The sequence below is a fragment of the Streptomyces sp. DH41 genome (assembly GCF_029813785.1).
GTDB lineage: Bacteria > Actinomycetota > Actinomycetes > Streptomycetales > Streptomycetaceae > Streptomyces.
In genome coordinates, this window is the sequence record NZ_JARVKY010000009.1 from 186,568 (window position 1) to 201,156 (window position 14,589).

General features: G+C 73.8%; 12 protein-coding genes. 2 read left to right on the forward strand and 10 right to left on the reverse strand.

Going from position 1 to position 14,589, the window contains the following annotated elements; genetic code table 11:
* Positions 1–13: 13 nt before the first annotated feature.
* On the reverse strand, positions 14–361 hold the full coding sequence (locus tag QC283_RS17405) for a hypothetical protein (protein WP_279562449.1): 348 nt from the start codon (positions 359–361) through the stop codon (positions 14–16).
* 152 nt (positions 362–513) lie between these two features.
* Between QC283_RS17405 and QC283_RS17410 the strand changes: the two genes are divergently transcribed.
* Positions 514–1,023, forward strand: coding sequence for a DUF6328 family protein (locus tag QC283_RS17410; RefSeq protein ID WP_279562450.1), 510 nt, complete (start codon positions 514–516; stop codon positions 1,021–1,023).
* 17 nt (positions 1,024–1,040) lie between these two features.
* On the opposite strand, the gene QC283_RS17415 is transcribed toward QC283_RS17410, so the two are convergent.
* From QC283_RS17415 to QC283_RS17445, 7 genes are all read right to left on the reverse strand, one after another.
* Positions 1,041–1,466, reverse strand: a complete 426-nt coding sequence (locus QC283_RS17415) for an SsgA family sporulation/cell division regulator (RefSeq protein WP_279562451.1) — start codon at positions 1,464–1,466, stop codon at positions 1,041–1,043.
* A gap of 107 nt (positions 1,467–1,573) precedes the next feature.
* The gene (locus tag QC283_RS17420; RefSeq protein WP_279562452.1) at positions 1,574–2,551 is read right to left on the reverse strand and encodes an LLM class F420-dependent oxidoreductase; all 978 of its coding nucleotides are present in this window, start codon (positions 2,549–2,551) and stop codon (positions 1,574–1,576) included.
* Positions 2,552–2,677: 126 nt separating this feature from the next.
* Positions 2,678–4,276: a serine/threonine protein kinase gene (locus QC283_RS17425; protein ID WP_279562453.1), complete on the reverse strand. Its 1,599-nt coding sequence runs from the start codon at positions 4,274–4,276 to the stop codon at positions 2,678–2,680.
* A gap of 139 nt (positions 4,277–4,415) precedes the next feature.
* Positions 4,416–5,375 carry a threonine/serine dehydratase gene (locus tag QC283_RS17430; RefSeq protein ID WP_279562454.1) on the reverse strand — a complete coding sequence of 320 codons (960 nt, stop codon included), beginning with the start codon at positions 5,373–5,375 and terminating at the stop codon, positions 4,416–4,418.
* A gap of 119 nt (positions 5,376–5,494) precedes the next feature.
* Entirely contained in the window at positions 5,495–6,172 is a 678-nt protein-coding gene (locus QC283_RS17435; protein WP_279562455.1) for an AIM24 family protein, read from the reverse strand.
* A gap of 58 nt (positions 6,173–6,230) precedes the next feature.
* On the reverse strand, positions 6,231–7,568 hold the full coding sequence (locus QC283_RS17440) for a CAP domain-containing protein (protein WP_279562456.1): 1,338 nt from the start codon (positions 7,566–7,568) through the stop codon (positions 6,231–6,233).
* A gap of 129 nt (positions 7,569–7,697) precedes the next feature.
* The gene (locus QC283_RS17445; protein WP_279562457.1) at positions 7,698–10,667 is read right to left on the reverse strand and encodes a helix-turn-helix transcriptional regulator; all 2,970 of its coding nucleotides are present in this window, start codon (positions 10,665–10,667) and stop codon (positions 7,698–7,700) included.
* 268 nt (positions 10,668–10,935) lie between these two features.
* Here QC283_RS17445 and QC283_RS17450 point away from each other — a divergent pair, with 268 nt between their 5' ends.
* Positions 10,936–11,808 (forward strand): universal stress protein, encoded by an 873-nt coding sequence (locus tag QC283_RS17450; protein ID WP_279562458.1) that lies wholly within the window; start codon positions 10,936–10,938, stop codon positions 11,806–11,808.
* A 135-nt stretch (positions 11,809–11,943) separates the two neighbouring features.
* On the opposite strand, the gene QC283_RS17455 is transcribed toward QC283_RS17450, so the two are convergent.
* Positions 11,944–13,176 carry a DUF4032 domain-containing protein gene (locus tag QC283_RS17455; protein WP_279562459.1) on the reverse strand — a complete coding sequence of 411 codons (1,233 nt, stop codon included), beginning with the start codon at positions 13,174–13,176 and terminating at the stop codon, positions 11,944–11,946.
* Between the two features lie 73 nt (positions 13,177–13,249).
* Positions 13,250–14,554 carry an acyltransferase family protein gene (locus QC283_RS17460; RefSeq protein WP_279562460.1) on the reverse strand — a complete coding sequence of 435 codons (1,305 nt, stop codon included), beginning with the start codon at positions 14,552–14,554 and terminating at the stop codon, positions 13,250–13,252.
* Positions 14,555–14,589: the final 35 nt, after the last annotated feature.

Below are 14,589 nucleotides of genomic sequence, written 5' to 3' on the forward strand. Positions count from 1 at the left end.
TCGGTCACCGGCCTCACGGCACCAGGAGCAGCTGCCGTTCCCGCTCCTGGTCGCCGGAGGCCGCTCCCTCGTTCCGTGTGCTGAAGGCGTGGGACAACGTCTCGCTCGCCGCCTCGACGGCCTGCGGCGTGCCCTGAACGGTGACCGTCACCGGCGCGGACAGCGGGGCACCCGCCTCACCCGGTGCCGAGGACGCCTCCGGGGCCGCCGGGGAGTCGAAGGTCGCGGTGCGCACCGTCGCCTGCTCGTCGGCCGGGAGGCCGTCGGGTGCGCCGAAGACACCCTCCAGTGCGCGGACGATCGCCCGCGCGTCGTCGATGCCGCCACCGCTGAGTGTCACGGTGAGCTGAGTGTCGGACATCCTTCGCCTTCCTCCTGGGCCTGCGTCGGTCCCGGCCCGTGTAACCGTCCCCCGATCACTCAAACAGGGCGCCCCGGCCTCGGCACGGCGCCTGAGCACGGGGAAGGCGGGAAGAGGGAAGAGGACGCAGGCCGCGGCAACCGGGAGGAACAGTGACGGACTCGGACACGGCGGACGGCAACGGCTCGGGCCGACGCAGGGGACGCAACGAGAGCGAGGAGGAGCGGGCGGACCGGATGTGGACGGAGCTGATCCAGGAGGTCCGCGTCGCGCAGATGGGCGTGCAGATCCTGTTCGCCTTCCTGCTGACCGTGGTGTTCACCCCCAAGTACGACGATCTCTCGGACACGGACCAGACGATCTACCTCGTGACGGTCGTCCTCGGCGCCGTGACGACCGGGGCGCTGATCGGGCCGGTGTCCCTGCACCGCATCGTCTCCGGGAGGCGCGTGAAACCGCAGGCCGTGCGGTGGGCCTCCCGGCTGACCCTGCTCGGCCTGGTGCTGTTGCTCGCCACGATGGCGGCCTCGCTGCTGCTGATCCTCCGCGTGGCGACGGACGACGGCTTCGTGCCCTACCTCGTCGCCGGCGTGGTGCTCTGGTACCTGCTGTGCTGGTTCGGGATCCCGCTGTGGACCCGGCACCGCTACACGTCCCGCTGAGACCGGTCGCGCGAAGGTCAGCCCTCGGCCATGAGCTCGGCGAGGAAGTCGTCGACGCGCACCCGCTCCTTCCCCGGCCGGACCATGGCGTGCGTCTCGCGCAGGAAGGCCTCCACGGCCGCCGCCCACACGAACACCACGGCGTGGTGGCGGTCCCCCTCGGGCCGGGCGTCGCCCAGCAGCTCGATGCGCAGTTCGTCCCACAGGCCCCGCGACTCGGGACGCATCCGGACGTCGCCCACGCCGACCGGGCGGGTGAGTCCGTCGCCCACCATCTCCCTGTCCAGCGTCCAGCGGGCGAGCACGCGGCCGTCATGGCTGAACACCATGGTGAGCGCGAACGGGTCCGCGGCGTCGTAGCCGAGGTGGGCGAGCACCGGGAAACGGTCGGCGTCGCCCGCCTGGAGCTGCACCACCAGGGTCTTGTGCACGACGGTGTTCACGACAGGACCTCCAGGGGAACGGACGTAGAGCCCTCTAGTACCCCGCCCGTCCGCAAGATGCTCACGCAGACGGGTGATTCGCCCGCGTCCGGGTTTCGGCCCGGAGCTCAGGATCCGCCCAGCGCCTCGCGCAGCGCGGGCAGCAGCGTCTTCTCCGACCAGTCCAGGAAGGCCGGTTGCGACTCGCCGCCGATCTGCACCAGGGCGACCTCGGTGAACCCGGCCTCCGCGTACGGGCGTACGGCCTCCACGAAGGCGTCCGGGTCGTCGCCGCAGGGAATCGACTCGGCGACGTCGTCGGGTGTCACGAACTGGGTGGCCGCGTCGAAGGAGTCCGGGTGCGGAAGTTCGGAGTTGACCTTCCAGCCGCTGCCGAACCAGCGGAACTGGTCGTGCGCGCGCTTGACCGCCGTGTTCCGGTCGGGGTCGTAGGAGACCGGCAGCTGCCCGACGCGCGGCTTTCCCTCGCCGCCGTGCCGGTCGAAGGCCTCGAGCAGCCGCGGCTTGGGCTCGGTGGCGATCACCAGGTCGGCGTGCTCGCCCGCGAGTGCGCAGGAACGCTCCCCGGAGACGGCGATCCCGATGGGCGGCGCGCTGTCCGGCAGGTCCCACAGCCGGGCCGACTCCACGTCGAAGTGGGCGCCGCGATGGTTCACATGGCCGCCCTCGAACAGTGCCCGGATGATCTCCACGGCCTCCTGGAGCATCTCGTGCCGCACGTCCACGGCGGGCCAGCCGCCTCCCACCACGTGCTCGTTGAGGTTCTCGCCCGAGCCGAGCCCCAGCCGGAACCGGCCCTCGGACAGCAACTGCAGCGTCGCCGCCTTCTGCGCCACCACCGCGGGGTGGTAGCGGAACGTCGGACACGTCACGTACGTCATCAGCGGGATGCGGGAGGTCGCCTGCGCGGCGGCGCCCAGCACGCTCCACGCGTACGGGGAGTGGCCCTGCGAGCGCAGCCACGGGAAGTAGTGGTCCGAGGTCACCGAGAAGTCGAACCCGACCTCCTCGGCCCGCACCAGATGGCCGACGAGATCACGGGGGCCGGCCTGCTCGGTCATCATCGTGTATCCGATTTGCACCATAACGGACGAGTCCCCGTCCGGGCGGACGGAAAACGGAGCGAAACAGAGCGCGATTCAGAGCGGAATTCAGAGCGGAACTCAGAGCGTGGAGGGCGCGTGGACGGCGCGAGCGCGGTGCCACGACGGTCACTCCGGGGCCTCCCGGAACGTCTTCAGAAGGGCGGCGAGCGCCCGCTCGTTCGCGGTGTCGTCCCAGTCGGCGGCCGGAGTGGTCCAGCGCAGCGAGAAGCTGCGTCCGTCGCCCAGGAGGAAGCCACGGCCGAAGGTGCGCGACCGGGTGCCGCCGTCCCCGGCGACCCACTGCATGTCGGCCGCCTCGCGTCCCCGGTACGTCGTCGCGTGGATCTCGCCGATCCGCCGGTACTCGCCCGACCGTTGCAGACCGGGCTCGACGTCGTCGCGCCAGACCGTCACGGGGTCCGTACCCGCGCGCTCGCTGTAGGTGACCGCGAGGGTCCGGGGATCGTCGGACGCGCCGAAGACGACCCGGTACGCCCCGTCCGGCACCCGCGAGGTGTCCAGCCGCCGCCAGCCCTCGGGGAGGGCGACGGAGAAGCCCTCCGGAGCCTCGTGGCGGCGGAAGCCGGCCGGCACGGCGTTGCCCGACGGCGGCGGCGGGGTCGTACTGGGCGGGGGTGAGGGGGAGGAGGGAGCGGTGGCGTCGCGGGACGGGGTGGTGGTGGGGGCCGAGGGGCGGTCCCGGGTGCCGGTGGCGGATTCGCCGCCCGTGCCGGGCAGACCGTGGGTGACGGCGAGGACGGCGAGGACGGCGACCGTGACCGCGACGACGGCCAGGACTGCCCCGGCGGCCGTCGTCCGCCGGCTCCACTCGCGGCTCACGTGCCGGGCGGCGGCGCGAGCGCCGCGCAGCCGGGGGTGGGGCACCTCGCGCACGGGGGCGTCGGCGCCCTCCGTCAGCACCCGGGTGAGGGCCTCGCGGACCACGGGGCGGCTCAGCCGCTCCCGGGAGTCCTTGCGCAACAGCCCCCGCACGGCCTGCGTGAGCGGACCGGCGCGCACCGGTGTGCGCAGCGGCAGCCGGTCCACACCCTTCAGCGTCGTCTCGGGCCGGCCCCGGTCACGGAACGGCGGACGGCCCTCGGCCATCGTGTAGAGGAGCGCGCCCAGCGTCCAGAGATCGGCCGCCGGCCCGATCCGCTCGTCGCGTGCCTGCTCGGGAGAGGCGTACGAGGGGGCGGTGAGCCGTGCGGCGAGGGTGGCACCGGCCAGTCCGAAGCCGGTGACGACGACGGAGCCCTCCTCGCCCACGAACACCTGCCCCGGGCTCAGCTCGCCGTGCACGACACCCTGGTCGTGCGCCGCCTCCAGCACGTCCAGCAGCTCCAGGCCGATGCGCGCGGCCCGCACATAGCCGAACGTGCCCTGCCGGTCCAGGAGTTCGCCGAGCGGTACGCCGCCGACCCATTCGGTCACCGTCCACAGGGCGCCGTCCGCCACCACCGCGTCGACCACCTCGGCGATCCGGCCGGGGCACAGCGACTGCACGGTCTCGCAGGTGCGGACCACCCGGCCGGCGGTCCGGCGCGCGTGCGCACCGGGCTGCTCCTGCGGGAGCCCGACCCGCGTGACCAGGTACGGGCGCCCCGTCCCGGCGTCCTGACCGGACCAGCAGACACGGTTCGTCTCACGGTGGACGACCTCGAGAAGGCGGTACCGTCCGGCGACCAACTCTGGTGTGGAGACGCGCGCCCTGCCCATGGCCATCCCTCGTTCGCACCGCCGGCTGTCAGCTTGCCCAGAGGTACGGAGAGAGGGCCTTGGTGCGTTCAACGCCGGTGCGACACCGGGTCCCTTTCTGACCCTTCTTCAAAACGGCGCCAGGATCGTGTGCTGGAAAGCGGCGTCAGCGCAGGCCGAATCGGTGCGCCCAGGCCGTCATGTCCGCGCTCGTGGAGTTGCCTCCGCACACCACCAGCCCGATCCGGGCGCCGTCACCCACCCGCTCCACCACGCGCCGGGCCGCGGGCAGCAGACAGCCGGCGGCCGGCTCGGTCCACAGCTTGCCGTGCTCGGCGAGGGCCAGTGAACCCTCGACGGCCTCCCGGTCCGGCACCACGAGCACCTCGCCCACGAGCTCCGACACATGGTCGTACGTCAGCTGCGAGACGGACGGGGCGCTGAGCGTGGTGACGACCGAGGACAGGGGCACGGTCAGTGGTCCGCCCGCCGCCAGCGCCCGCGACATCGCCTCGGCGCCCTCGGTCTCCACGCCCCAGATCCGCACGTCCGGCCGCAGGTCCCGCAGCGCCGCCGCGACTCCCGCGATCAGCCCGCCGCCCCCGACGCTCACGACCACGTCGGTGAGCCCTCCGGCGTCCTCGGCGAACTCCAGGCCGACGGTGCCCTGGCCCGCGATCACCACGGGGTCGTCGAAGGGGTGGACGAGAGTCAGTCCCTCCTCCCGCAGCCGGGTCACCAGCGTGAAGGCACTGTCCATGCCGTCGGTGAGCCGCACCAGCGCGCCCGCCTCCTGCGCGGTCTCCACGGAGCGGGCGGGTGCCGTACGCGGCATGACCACCGTGGCCTTCACGTCGAGGGCGGCGGCCATGACGGCCACGGCGATGCCGTGGTTGCCGCCGCTGACCGCGACGACACCGGCGGCCCGCTCGGCCTCGGTCAGCGACAGCAGCTTCGCCGTCGCACCGCGCGCCTTGAAGGAGCCGGTGCGCTGGAGCAGCTCCAGCTTCGCGGTGACCGGGACCCCGAGCAGCGCGGACAACCCGGGGCTGGGCACGGTCGGGGTGCGTACGACATGTCCGGCGATCCGCTCGGCCGCGGCTTCGATCTCCGTGATCCCGATCAAGGCAGTCATCCTTCCGGCGCGGGCGGTGATCCACGCCGCTTCGCACCCTTTCGCGCGCCGCGCCCGAGGTCAACACGGTTCCCGAGGACGGGGGAGCGTCCGCGTACCGGGCCCGCGCCTCAGTGCTGCTGCCCCTTCTGCGGTGTCACCTCACTCGGCCGTACGACGACATAGCCCTGCCCCTGGAGTACCAGTTGCACGGCCTCGCCCGAACCGCCGCGCAGCATCGAGCCGATGGACTGCGAACGGTGCAGGGAGGTCGACAGTCCCGCCGACCAGCCGACGATCGCGTCGGTGTCGACGTACACCGGGTACTCGGGCGAGACCGGGATGACCAGCGGGCTGCCCTCGCACACCAGCCCCAGCCTGCCATGGCCGGTGAAGACGCTGTTGAACAGCCCGCCGCCGGTGATGCCCGCGCCCTTCACGGTGGCGATGCGGTACGACAACGAGGAGTCGAAGCACAGGACGTTGCGGCCGTTGACCGTGAACTCGTCGCCGGGCTCCACCTCCACGACGAAGCAGCTCTGCGCCTCGTGCGCGAACCAGGCCTCGCCCTGTCCGCGCACCGCCATCAGGGGCAGGCCCTCCCCGGTGACCGCGCGCTTGAGCATGCCGCCCACGCCCTGGCCCTTGCGTTCGAACTGGAGGTTGCCGCGATAGGCGACCATCGCGCCCTGCCGGGCGAGCATGTCGCCGTTCACCGTGTAACGGATGCACTTGGAGTTCTCGACGGTCATGCCCGGCGCGGTGGCGGGCTGCACCATGTGCTCGCTGGAAAAGAGGTCACCCTTCATACGGGCATCCTCGCCCGGAGTCTCCCGTTCCGCCAAGATCGCGTTCCTGTCGACGTGTTCAGCCGCCGAAGACCTGGGTCCAGTAGGTGCCCGACCGGCCGCCGCAGGCGAGGCCGATCCCGATGTGGGTGAAGTCCGCCTTGAGGATGTTGGCGCGGTGCCCCGGGCTGTTCATCCAGCCCTCCACCACGTCGGCGGGGGAACGCTGGCCGCAGGCTATGTTCTCCCCGACCGTGCGCCGCGTGGCACCCGCGGCGGCGGCCCGGTCCCAGGGCTTGCCGCCGTCGGGGTCGGTGTGGGAGTAGAAGTCGCGGGCCACCATGTCCGCGCTGTGCGCCTGCGCGGCCCGGGTCAGCCGGGCGTCGACGGCCAGCGCGGGGAGGCCGGCCCCGGCCCGCTCCCGGTTGGTGAGGTCGACGACCTCGGCCGTCGTGCGGGCCAGGCCGTCCGGGGTGAGCGGCACGGCCCACACCACGGTCCAGTACGTGTCGTCCGAGGGCCCGCCGGTGACGGACGCCCACCCGGCGTGCGTGAAGGCCGCCTCGTGCAGTGTGCGCCGGGTCCGCTCGGTGCGCAGGCAGTACGCGACGAACTCGGTGGGCGTGCGCGGGCCGGAGACCAGGTGCTCGCCGACGGTGAGATAGGCGTAACCGGCCAGGGCGACGCGCTGGTGGACGGAGACACCGTCCCGGGTCTCGACGCTCAGTGTGCCCGCGGCGGCCATGGCGGCGGCGTGGGCACGGGCCGCGGAGACCAGGCGCGGGTCGGTGGAGACGGGACGGGAACCGGCGGCGGTCCGGGCGGAGTTGACCAGGGCGAGGAAGCCGTCGGGGTCGGCGGGGGAGGAGGAGTCGGCGGGGGACGCGGCCGGTGTCGCGGCGCCGGGCGAAGGGGTGGCGGGCGCGGGCGAGGGTGCGTCGTCGTCCACGTCCACCCCGAAGTCGCGGGCGAGACCGGCGAGTCCGTCGGCGTACCCCTGTCCCAGAGCACGCAACTTCCATGCCTCGCCGCGTCGGTAGAACTCCGCGAGCAGCAGTACGGTCTCCTGCCGGGGGCGCGAGGGGGTGAACCGGGTCAGCGCGTGCCCGCGCGCGTCGGTGACACGGAGGGTGGGGGAGGGGAGGGCGCTCAGGGTGGTCCCGGGGTCCGAGGGGCTGACCGCCACCGTCACCCGGGTGGCGCCGGGGCGCAGCCGCGCGGGATCGACGGTGAGCGTGTCACCCCGCAACCGGGCGCCAGGTGCCTCCGGCTGGTTGTAGAAGACGAAGTCGCCGTCGCCGGCCACCTTGCCACCGTCATCGGTGATGAGTGCCGTCACGTCGAAGCCACCGGGCACCCGCACGCTCACGGGGCCGTCGGGCAGGGGGACGTTGCCTCCGGGGACCAACTCGCTCATCGTGCCGCCTGTGTCCTCGTTCCATGTTTTCGGCCGGGGGTGCGTTTCGGTCGGAGTGTCGCGGTGTCGGTGTCGGGTCAACGTCCACAGGGCAACGGGGGTTCCCGGCGCACGGCCGGCGCCCAGGGCTCAGCCCGAGGCCGTTCGCTCCGGAGTGATCAGGCCCTGCCGGTAGGCGACGGCCACCGCCTCCGTGCGGCTGGCCGCCCGAAGCTTGGCGAGGATGTTGGAGACGTGGACGCTCGCCGTCTTGGCGCTGATGAACAGCTCCTCACCGATCCGGCGATTGCTGCGGCCGAGGGCGAGGAGCCGCAGTACGTCCTGCTCGCGGGCGGTGAGCACCGCCGCACGGCCGCCGGTGGGCGCCGCGTCCGTCAGCCGGCCGCGGCGGACCAGGTCGTCCAGCCGCTCGCGCAGCAGCGTCGCGCCGAGCCGGTCGGCCTCCCGGCGTACGGTGTCCGCCTCGGCCGCCGCCTCCTCGCGGCGGTCGGCCGCCAGCAGGGCCTCCGCCAGCCGCAGCCGGCACCGCGCGCGTTCGTAGGCGTCGCCGTACGCGAATCCCGCCACCGCCTTCTCCCAGGACGCCGGGTCCGGACCGGTCCCGGCGATCCGTGCCAGTTCCGCCTCCGCGCGCGCCAGCCACGCCTGGCCCTCCGGGCCCTGCGGTGTGCCGTCCTCCCCTTGTCCGGCGGACGACCTGGCCTGCTCCACCAGGTCCGCCGCCGTCTCCTTCCAGCGACGGGCCCCCGACTCGTCGCCCGCCCCGCGCGACTCGACGACGCTGTCGGCGACCGCGGACAGCGCGAGGGCGATCAGCTTGACCGTCACGGCGGGCCGCGTGCCCGCGTCGTCGGTGAGCGCCTCGACGGTGGACCGCATCCACCGCACGGCGTCCTCCGGGTCCCCGCGCAGCGCGGCGGCGTCGGTCAGCACGACGCCCGCGACCATCGTGCCCATCCAGTCGAACGGCCCCTCCAGCATCGCGCGGGCGCGTTCGGCGGCCCCGGCGTCGCCGCGGGCCAACGCCACGTACAGACCGGGCCCGAGGGCGTGACCGTCCGCGGCGGGCAGCACCCCGGCACTGTCCGCGGTCCCGCGCACACAGTCGTCCCAGTGGCCCAACGTGTACTGCACCAGCAGCCGCAGATAGCGCATCTCCCGCGGATACGGCGACGACAGCAGCCCGGAGCGGCGGGCCCGGTCCAGTCCCTCCGCCGCCCAGGGCAGGCACTCCTCCAGGTCACCGGACTCGAAGCAGCCGATGGCGAGATTGAACAGCGCGCGCATCTCCACCGGCGCGTTCCCCGACCGCCGCGCCAGCTCCCGTGCCTCCAGCAGCCGCTCCCGGCCCTTCGGAGTGCTCCTGTTGTCGCCTTCGAGGCCGGCCAGGGAGATCAGGAGGTCGGCGCGTGCGTCGGTGACGCCCAGGTCCTTCGCGACGCGCAGGGCACGGCGGGCCACCCGCAGCGCCGTCTCGTTCTCGCCGACCTGGCGGGCCGCCGTCACATGGGTGGCCGCCGCCCACACCCACGTCGACGACGGCGGCTCGGCGGGGATCAGGCTGAGCGCCTCGCTGCTGTGGGCGAACGCGGACGACAGGTTGTCGACGTTCAGCAGGTTCCCGGCGAGTGTGTAGCGGACCCGGGCGGCGAGCTCCAGGTCCGCGTCGTGGCCGAGGCCGGCCAGCGCGGACCGGGTGAGGGAGACCGCGCGGTGCAGCTCCCCGGCGTGCGCCGCGGCCGCCGAGGCACGCAGCGTCAGCGTCACGGCGTCGGGGACGCCGGGCCGTGCGGCGGCGTCGACGGCCGGCCACAGGTCCAGGGCCGACTCGACGTGCCGCAGCTCCTCCGCGGGCGCGCCGACGCGCTGGGCGTGGTCGGCGGCCTCCAGCGAGGCGGCGAGCGCTTCGGGCAGGTCGTGACTCTCGCGGTAGTGATGGGCGCGCTCGGCCGCGCTGTCGGAACGGCGGTCCCTGGCGGCGAGCAGCCGCGCGAAGGCGCCGTGCAGCCGGGCCCGTTCGCCGGGAAGCAGGTCGGCGTAGACCGCCTCCCGCGCCAGGGCGTGCCGGAAGGAGTAGGTGCCCCCGTCGCCGGAGACGAGCAACTGCCGCTCCACGGCCTCGCGCAGCGCCGACTCCAGCTGCTCCTCGGGCAGCCCCACGGCGTCCCGCAGCAGATCGTGCCCCACGCGGCGCCCGGCCACCGCGGCGGTGCGCAGCACCTGCTGGGCGGTCTCGGAAAGCTGCTCGAAGCGGATGAGCAGCACGTCGGCCAGACCGCTGGGCACGCCCTTGGCGGGCGTGTCCGTGGCCGCGACCAGTTCCTCGGCGTAGAAGGCGTTGCCCTCGGCGCGTTCGACGATCCGGTGCACGGTGGTGTCGGGCAGCGGCCGGTCCCGCAGGGAACGCACCAGCCGGGCCACGTCGGCGTCGGGCAGGGGCCGCAGCTCCAGCCGCTCCACGGTGGGCAGGCGCACCAGCTCGGCCAGCAGGGGCCGCAGCGGGTGACGGCGGTGCAGGTCGTCCGCCCGGTAGGAGGCGAACACCGCGAGCCGCCCGCCGGGCACCCCGCCCGCGGGCCGTTGCGGAACTCCCCGGCTGAGCAGGAACCTCAGCAGGTCCCGGGAGGACTGGTCGGCCCAGTGCAGGTCCTCCAGGACCAGCAGCAGCGGGGCGACGTCCGTCAGCTCGGTCAGCAGCGCGGCCACACCCTCGAACAGCCGCAGCCGCGAGCGCGTGGTGGGATCCCCGTCGCCCCCCTCGTCCGGACCGCCGCCGAGCAGCCGGTCGGCCACCGGATGGGCGGCCAGCACGGCGGCGAACCGCTCGTCGGCGGCCAGCACGCCGAGGATCTCGGTGAAGGGCAGGTACGGCAGGCCGACGTCGCCCAGGTCGACGCAGTGCCCGGTGAGCACGGTCGTCCCGGCCGCGGCGGCCCGCCCGGAGACCTCGTCGAGGGTCCGGGTCTTGCCGACCCCGGCGTCCCCCGCGATCAGTACCGCGCGGGCCTCTCCGGCGCGGGCGCGCTCCAGCACGCCGGTGAGACGGGCGAGTTCGTCCTCGCGGCCGACGAGCGGGCTGGCGAATGAGGTCTGCGGCACGTTGCCATCCTGGCATGCGGGTCCGACAGCCCATGCGTGAACGAGGGCGCCGCGTCGAGCGGGCCGTGGCAACCCGCCGGCCCGAGCCCGCCGGCCCGAGTCGCCGGGCCCGGCCCAGCCGGCCGCAGAAAGGCTCCGGGCGCCCAGCACGCAGAACTCGTCGCCCTCGGTCGCGTCGACGTTCAGCTGCTCCCACTGCGAAGTCCTGGGGACCGGGTAGGGAAGACTGGACTTCATGGACGTGACCGCGACACAGGGAGGGAACCGCATGACGCGCCCGATCACGGCAGGGGTCGACGGTTCGGAGGAGAGCCTGGCCGCATTGGCCTGGGCCGCGAGGGAGGCGGTCCGCCGGGGAGCGCCTCTGCACGTCGTGCACGCCTGGCGGTTCCAGCCGCAGGACGCGGCCGCCACGGGGGACCGGGACGTGCAGGAGCGGTGGGTCCGGGACTCGGTCGCCGAGTCGGTGGGGACCGTCACCGAGCGGTATCCGGACCTCACGGTGTCCACCGAGGTCCGCGAGGGCGACGCCGTCGCCGCGCTGCTCGCCGCCGCGGGCGACGCCGGGACGCTGGTGCTCGGCTCGCGCGGCCACGGGGCGGTCGTCGGGTTCCTGCTCGGCTCGGTCGGCCAGCAGGTGATCGCCCAGGCGCCGCGACCGGTCGTCCTCGTACGGGCCGGAGAGGAGGCCGCGACCGAGGTCGCCGGCCGTGAGGTCGTCGTGGGACAGCAGGGGGAGCCGGAGGACAGTGCCGACGTGATCGGGTTCGCCTTCGAGGCGGCCGCCGCGCGCGGTGCCACCGTCCGGGCCGTCCGGGCCTGGGCCCTGCCGACGGTGTTCACCTACAGCCCGGGGTCGATGCGGCTCGCCGACGAGGCGGGGGGCCTGGAGTCCTACGAGAGGAAGGCGCTCGGCGAGGCGCTCGGGCCGTGGCGCGAGCGCTTCCCCGACGTCCCGGTGATCGAGCACGTGGAGATGGGCAGCGCGGGGCAGGTGCTGCTGTCGGTGGCCGCGGACGCCCAGCTGATGGTGGTCGGCCGCCGGGCCCGTCGTACGGCGGTCGGCGCCCGGATCGGCTCGGTGGCGCACGGCGTGCTGCACCACGCGGACTGCCCGGTGGCCGTGGTCCCGCACATGTGAGGCCCGCACATGGTGGAGGCGCACACGTGCGACCCGCACACGTGGCGCCCGCACACGTGGCGCCCGCACACGTGGCGCCCGCACACGTGGCGCCCGCGCGTGTCACGTGTGCGGGCGTCCCGACCGGGCCGTGACTCAGTCGGCCGTGGGCTGCAGGGTCTCCCGGGCCCTGGGCAGGATGTTCGCGATGTAGTCCACCACGGCCGTGTCCAGGCCGATGTCGTGCTGGGCCCGCTCGGACAGGTACCAGCGGTGCTCCAGCAGCTCGTGGTAGATCTCGGCCGGGTCCATCGCACCGCGCAGCTCCACCGGTACGGCGCGCACGGTGGGCCGGAAGACCTCGCGCACCCAGCGGTGGGCCAGAACCTCCGGGCGGGCGCCGAGAGGATCGCCGGGGGCGTAGTCGTCCTGGGTGGCCATCCAGCTCTCCAGGTCGTTCAGCAGCCGCCGGGCCTGGTTCTCCTCGGCGTCCAGGCCGGTCAGACGCAGCAGCTGGCGCTGGTGGTGGCCGGCGTCGACGACCTTGGGCACGAAGGTGACCGTGTCGCCGTTCGAGGCGTGCTCGATCTGCATCTCGGCCACGTCGAAACCGAGGTCGTTGAGCCGCCGGATCCGGCGCTCGATGTAGTGGTACTTGCCCGCCGGATAGACGGAGGTGCGGGTCAGCTCCTCCCACAGACTCCGGTAGCGGGCGCAGATCTCGGTACCGAAGTCGATCGGGTCGACGGAGGGGTGCAGCGCCCCCGACGCCTCCAGGTCGAGCAGTTCGCCGCTGATGTTCACCCGGGCGAGGTCGAGGTCGTAGTCGCGCTGCCCGTCGCTCAGCCGCGGGTGCAGGTCGCCGGTCTCGGCGTCCACCAGGTACGCGGCGTAGGCGCCCGCGTCGCGCCGGAAGAGCGTGTTGGACAGTGAGCAGTCTCCCCACGCGAACCCGGCCAGGTGCAGCCGGACCAGCAGCACGGCCAGGGCGTCCATCAGGCGGTGCATGGTCGCCGGGCGCAGCGTCGTCTCGAACATCGACCGGTACGGCAGCGAGCCGCCGAGGTGCCGGGTGACGAGCACCGGTTCCAGCGGCTCACCGGCGGTGCCGAGGCGGCCGGTGACGACGGCGAGCGCGTCCACCGCGGGGATGGCGAGGCGGTCGAGGTCGCGCAGCAGCTGGTATTCGCGCAGCGCGGGCCGTTCGGCCAGCTCCTTGACGGCGATCACCTCGTCCCCGGCGCGGGCGTAGCGGACCACGTGGCGGGAGATGCCGCGCGGCAGCGGCACGAGGTACTCCTCGGGCCACTCCTCCAGCGGCGTCTGCCACGGCAGTTCGAGCAGGAGCGCGGGGTGCTCCGGATTGGTGGCACTGATCTGCAAGGCCATGCCCCCGACTCTAGAACGCCCGTTCCCGAGCCTGTCGCGCGAGGCGTCCTTCTCGCCGAAGTGCCCGATGCCGTCAGGAAGGCGGCGGCAGCGGCGGGTCCGGCGGGTCCCGTGGCAGCGCCGGGTCCGGCGGAGGCGAACCCCGGACGGAGCGGCGCCGCGCGGCGGCCGGCCGCATCCCGAACAGGAAGCGTGTCACCGGCGTCCTGCGCACCCCGTACTCGTATCCGACGAGGATCGCCCCCAGCGAAGCCGTCACGATCACCGCGTACTCGACCGCCATCGGCGCGGACCATCCGACCACGCCGTACGCGAAGGCGACCACCACCGGCTGGTGCAGCACGTACAGGGGCAGCGCGGCCACCCCCAGATACCGCAGTGCCGCGTCCCGTCGCGCGGCCCGGCCGGCCGTGCCGGGCCGTGTGCGTGCCGTCCGGTTCCGGGGCCGGTCCAGCAGGCCGAGGATCGAGACCACCCAGCACCAACCGGCCGCCCCGAAGGCCGCCCGGGTGAACAGGGCGAGGGGGTCCCATGCGGTGAACGGGTCGTCACCCGCGACGAATCCGGGCGCGGACCCGGCGAACAGCGCGAGTCCGAGCAGGCCCACCGGTACCGCCGCGCGGCGCGTCACCTCCCGGATCCGCCCGTCGTCGGCGAGGGCGAAGCCGCACAGGAAGAACAGCAGATAGGCCCAGCGGTTCCAGCCCGCGTAGTCCTCCTCCATGCCCAGCAGCGCGTTGACGGCGGCGAGCGGCAGCGCGGGGAGCAGCAGCAGGGCCGGGTGGCGGCGCAGAGCGGGGGCCACGCGTCCGGCGCCGGTCGTCAGCCGGGTCGCCACCGGGGCGAGCAGCAGGCAGAAGGCGAGCAGCAGGACGACGAACCACAGATGCCCGGTCTCGAAGTGGTCCCCCTCCACGACGAAGGGGAAGTCGGCGAGGTCCGGGCGGACGGTCAGGAAGCGCGGCCAGAACCGCCAGTACGACTCGTCGTAGCCCGGGTCGGCGGCGCGCAGCCGCAGCCACTGGGGGAGGGGGCACAGGACCGCCGTCGCGAAGACGAGGGGGACGCCCAGGCGCAGCAGGCGTTCCCGGGCGAACCCGCCGGGTCCGCGGCGGCGGATCGAGTGCCGGGCGCCGAGACCGGCGACGAGGAACAGCATGGGCATGGCCCAGACCACACCGAACCCGGCGACGACGGTGACGGCGTCCGTGGTCTGCGCGTTCTTGACGTAGAAGTCGTCGTCCGGTGAGAACACGAGGGCGGTGTGGAAGAAGACCAGACCCAGTACGACGAGAGCGCGCAGCGCGTCGAGTTCGCCGCGCCGGCCGGCGTCCGCACCTCGCCCCGTGTCCGGCCCTCGTCCCGTGTCCGCGTTCATCGGCCCTCCCGCCCGAGGTGCGCCCAGTGTGGGGC

Coding starts and splice junctions, on each gene's coding strand:
- QC283_RS17405 (WP_279562449.1), bottom strand. CDS start 361: ATGTCCGACACTCAGCTCACCGTGACACTCAGCGGTGGCGGCATCGAC.
- QC283_RS17420 (WP_279562452.1), bottom strand. CDS start 2,551: ATGGTGCAAATCGGATACACGATGATGACCGAGCAGGCCGGCCCCCGT.
- QC283_RS17425 (WP_279562453.1), bottom strand. CDS start 4,276: ATGGCCATGGGCAGGGCGCGCGTCTCCACACCAGAGTTGGTCGCCGGA.
- QC283_RS17435 (WP_279562455.1), bottom strand. CDS start 6,172: ATGAAGGGTGACCTCTTTTCCAGCGAGCACATGGTGCAGCCCGCCACC.
- QC283_RS17440 (WP_279562456.1), bottom strand. CDS start 7,568: ATGAGCGAGTTGGTCCCCGGAGGCAACGTCCCCCTGCCCGACGGCCCC.
- QC283_RS17450 (WP_279562458.1), top strand. CDS start 10,936: ATGACGCGCCCGATCACGGCAGGGGTCGACGGTTCGGAGGAGAGCCTG.
- QC283_RS17455 (WP_279562459.1), bottom strand. CDS start 13,176: ATGGCCTTGCAGATCAGTGCCACCAATCCGGAGCACCCCGCGCTCCTG.
- QC283_RS17460 (WP_279562460.1), bottom strand. CDS start 14,554: ATGAACGCGGACACGGGACGAGGGCCGGACACGGGGCGAGGTGCGGAC.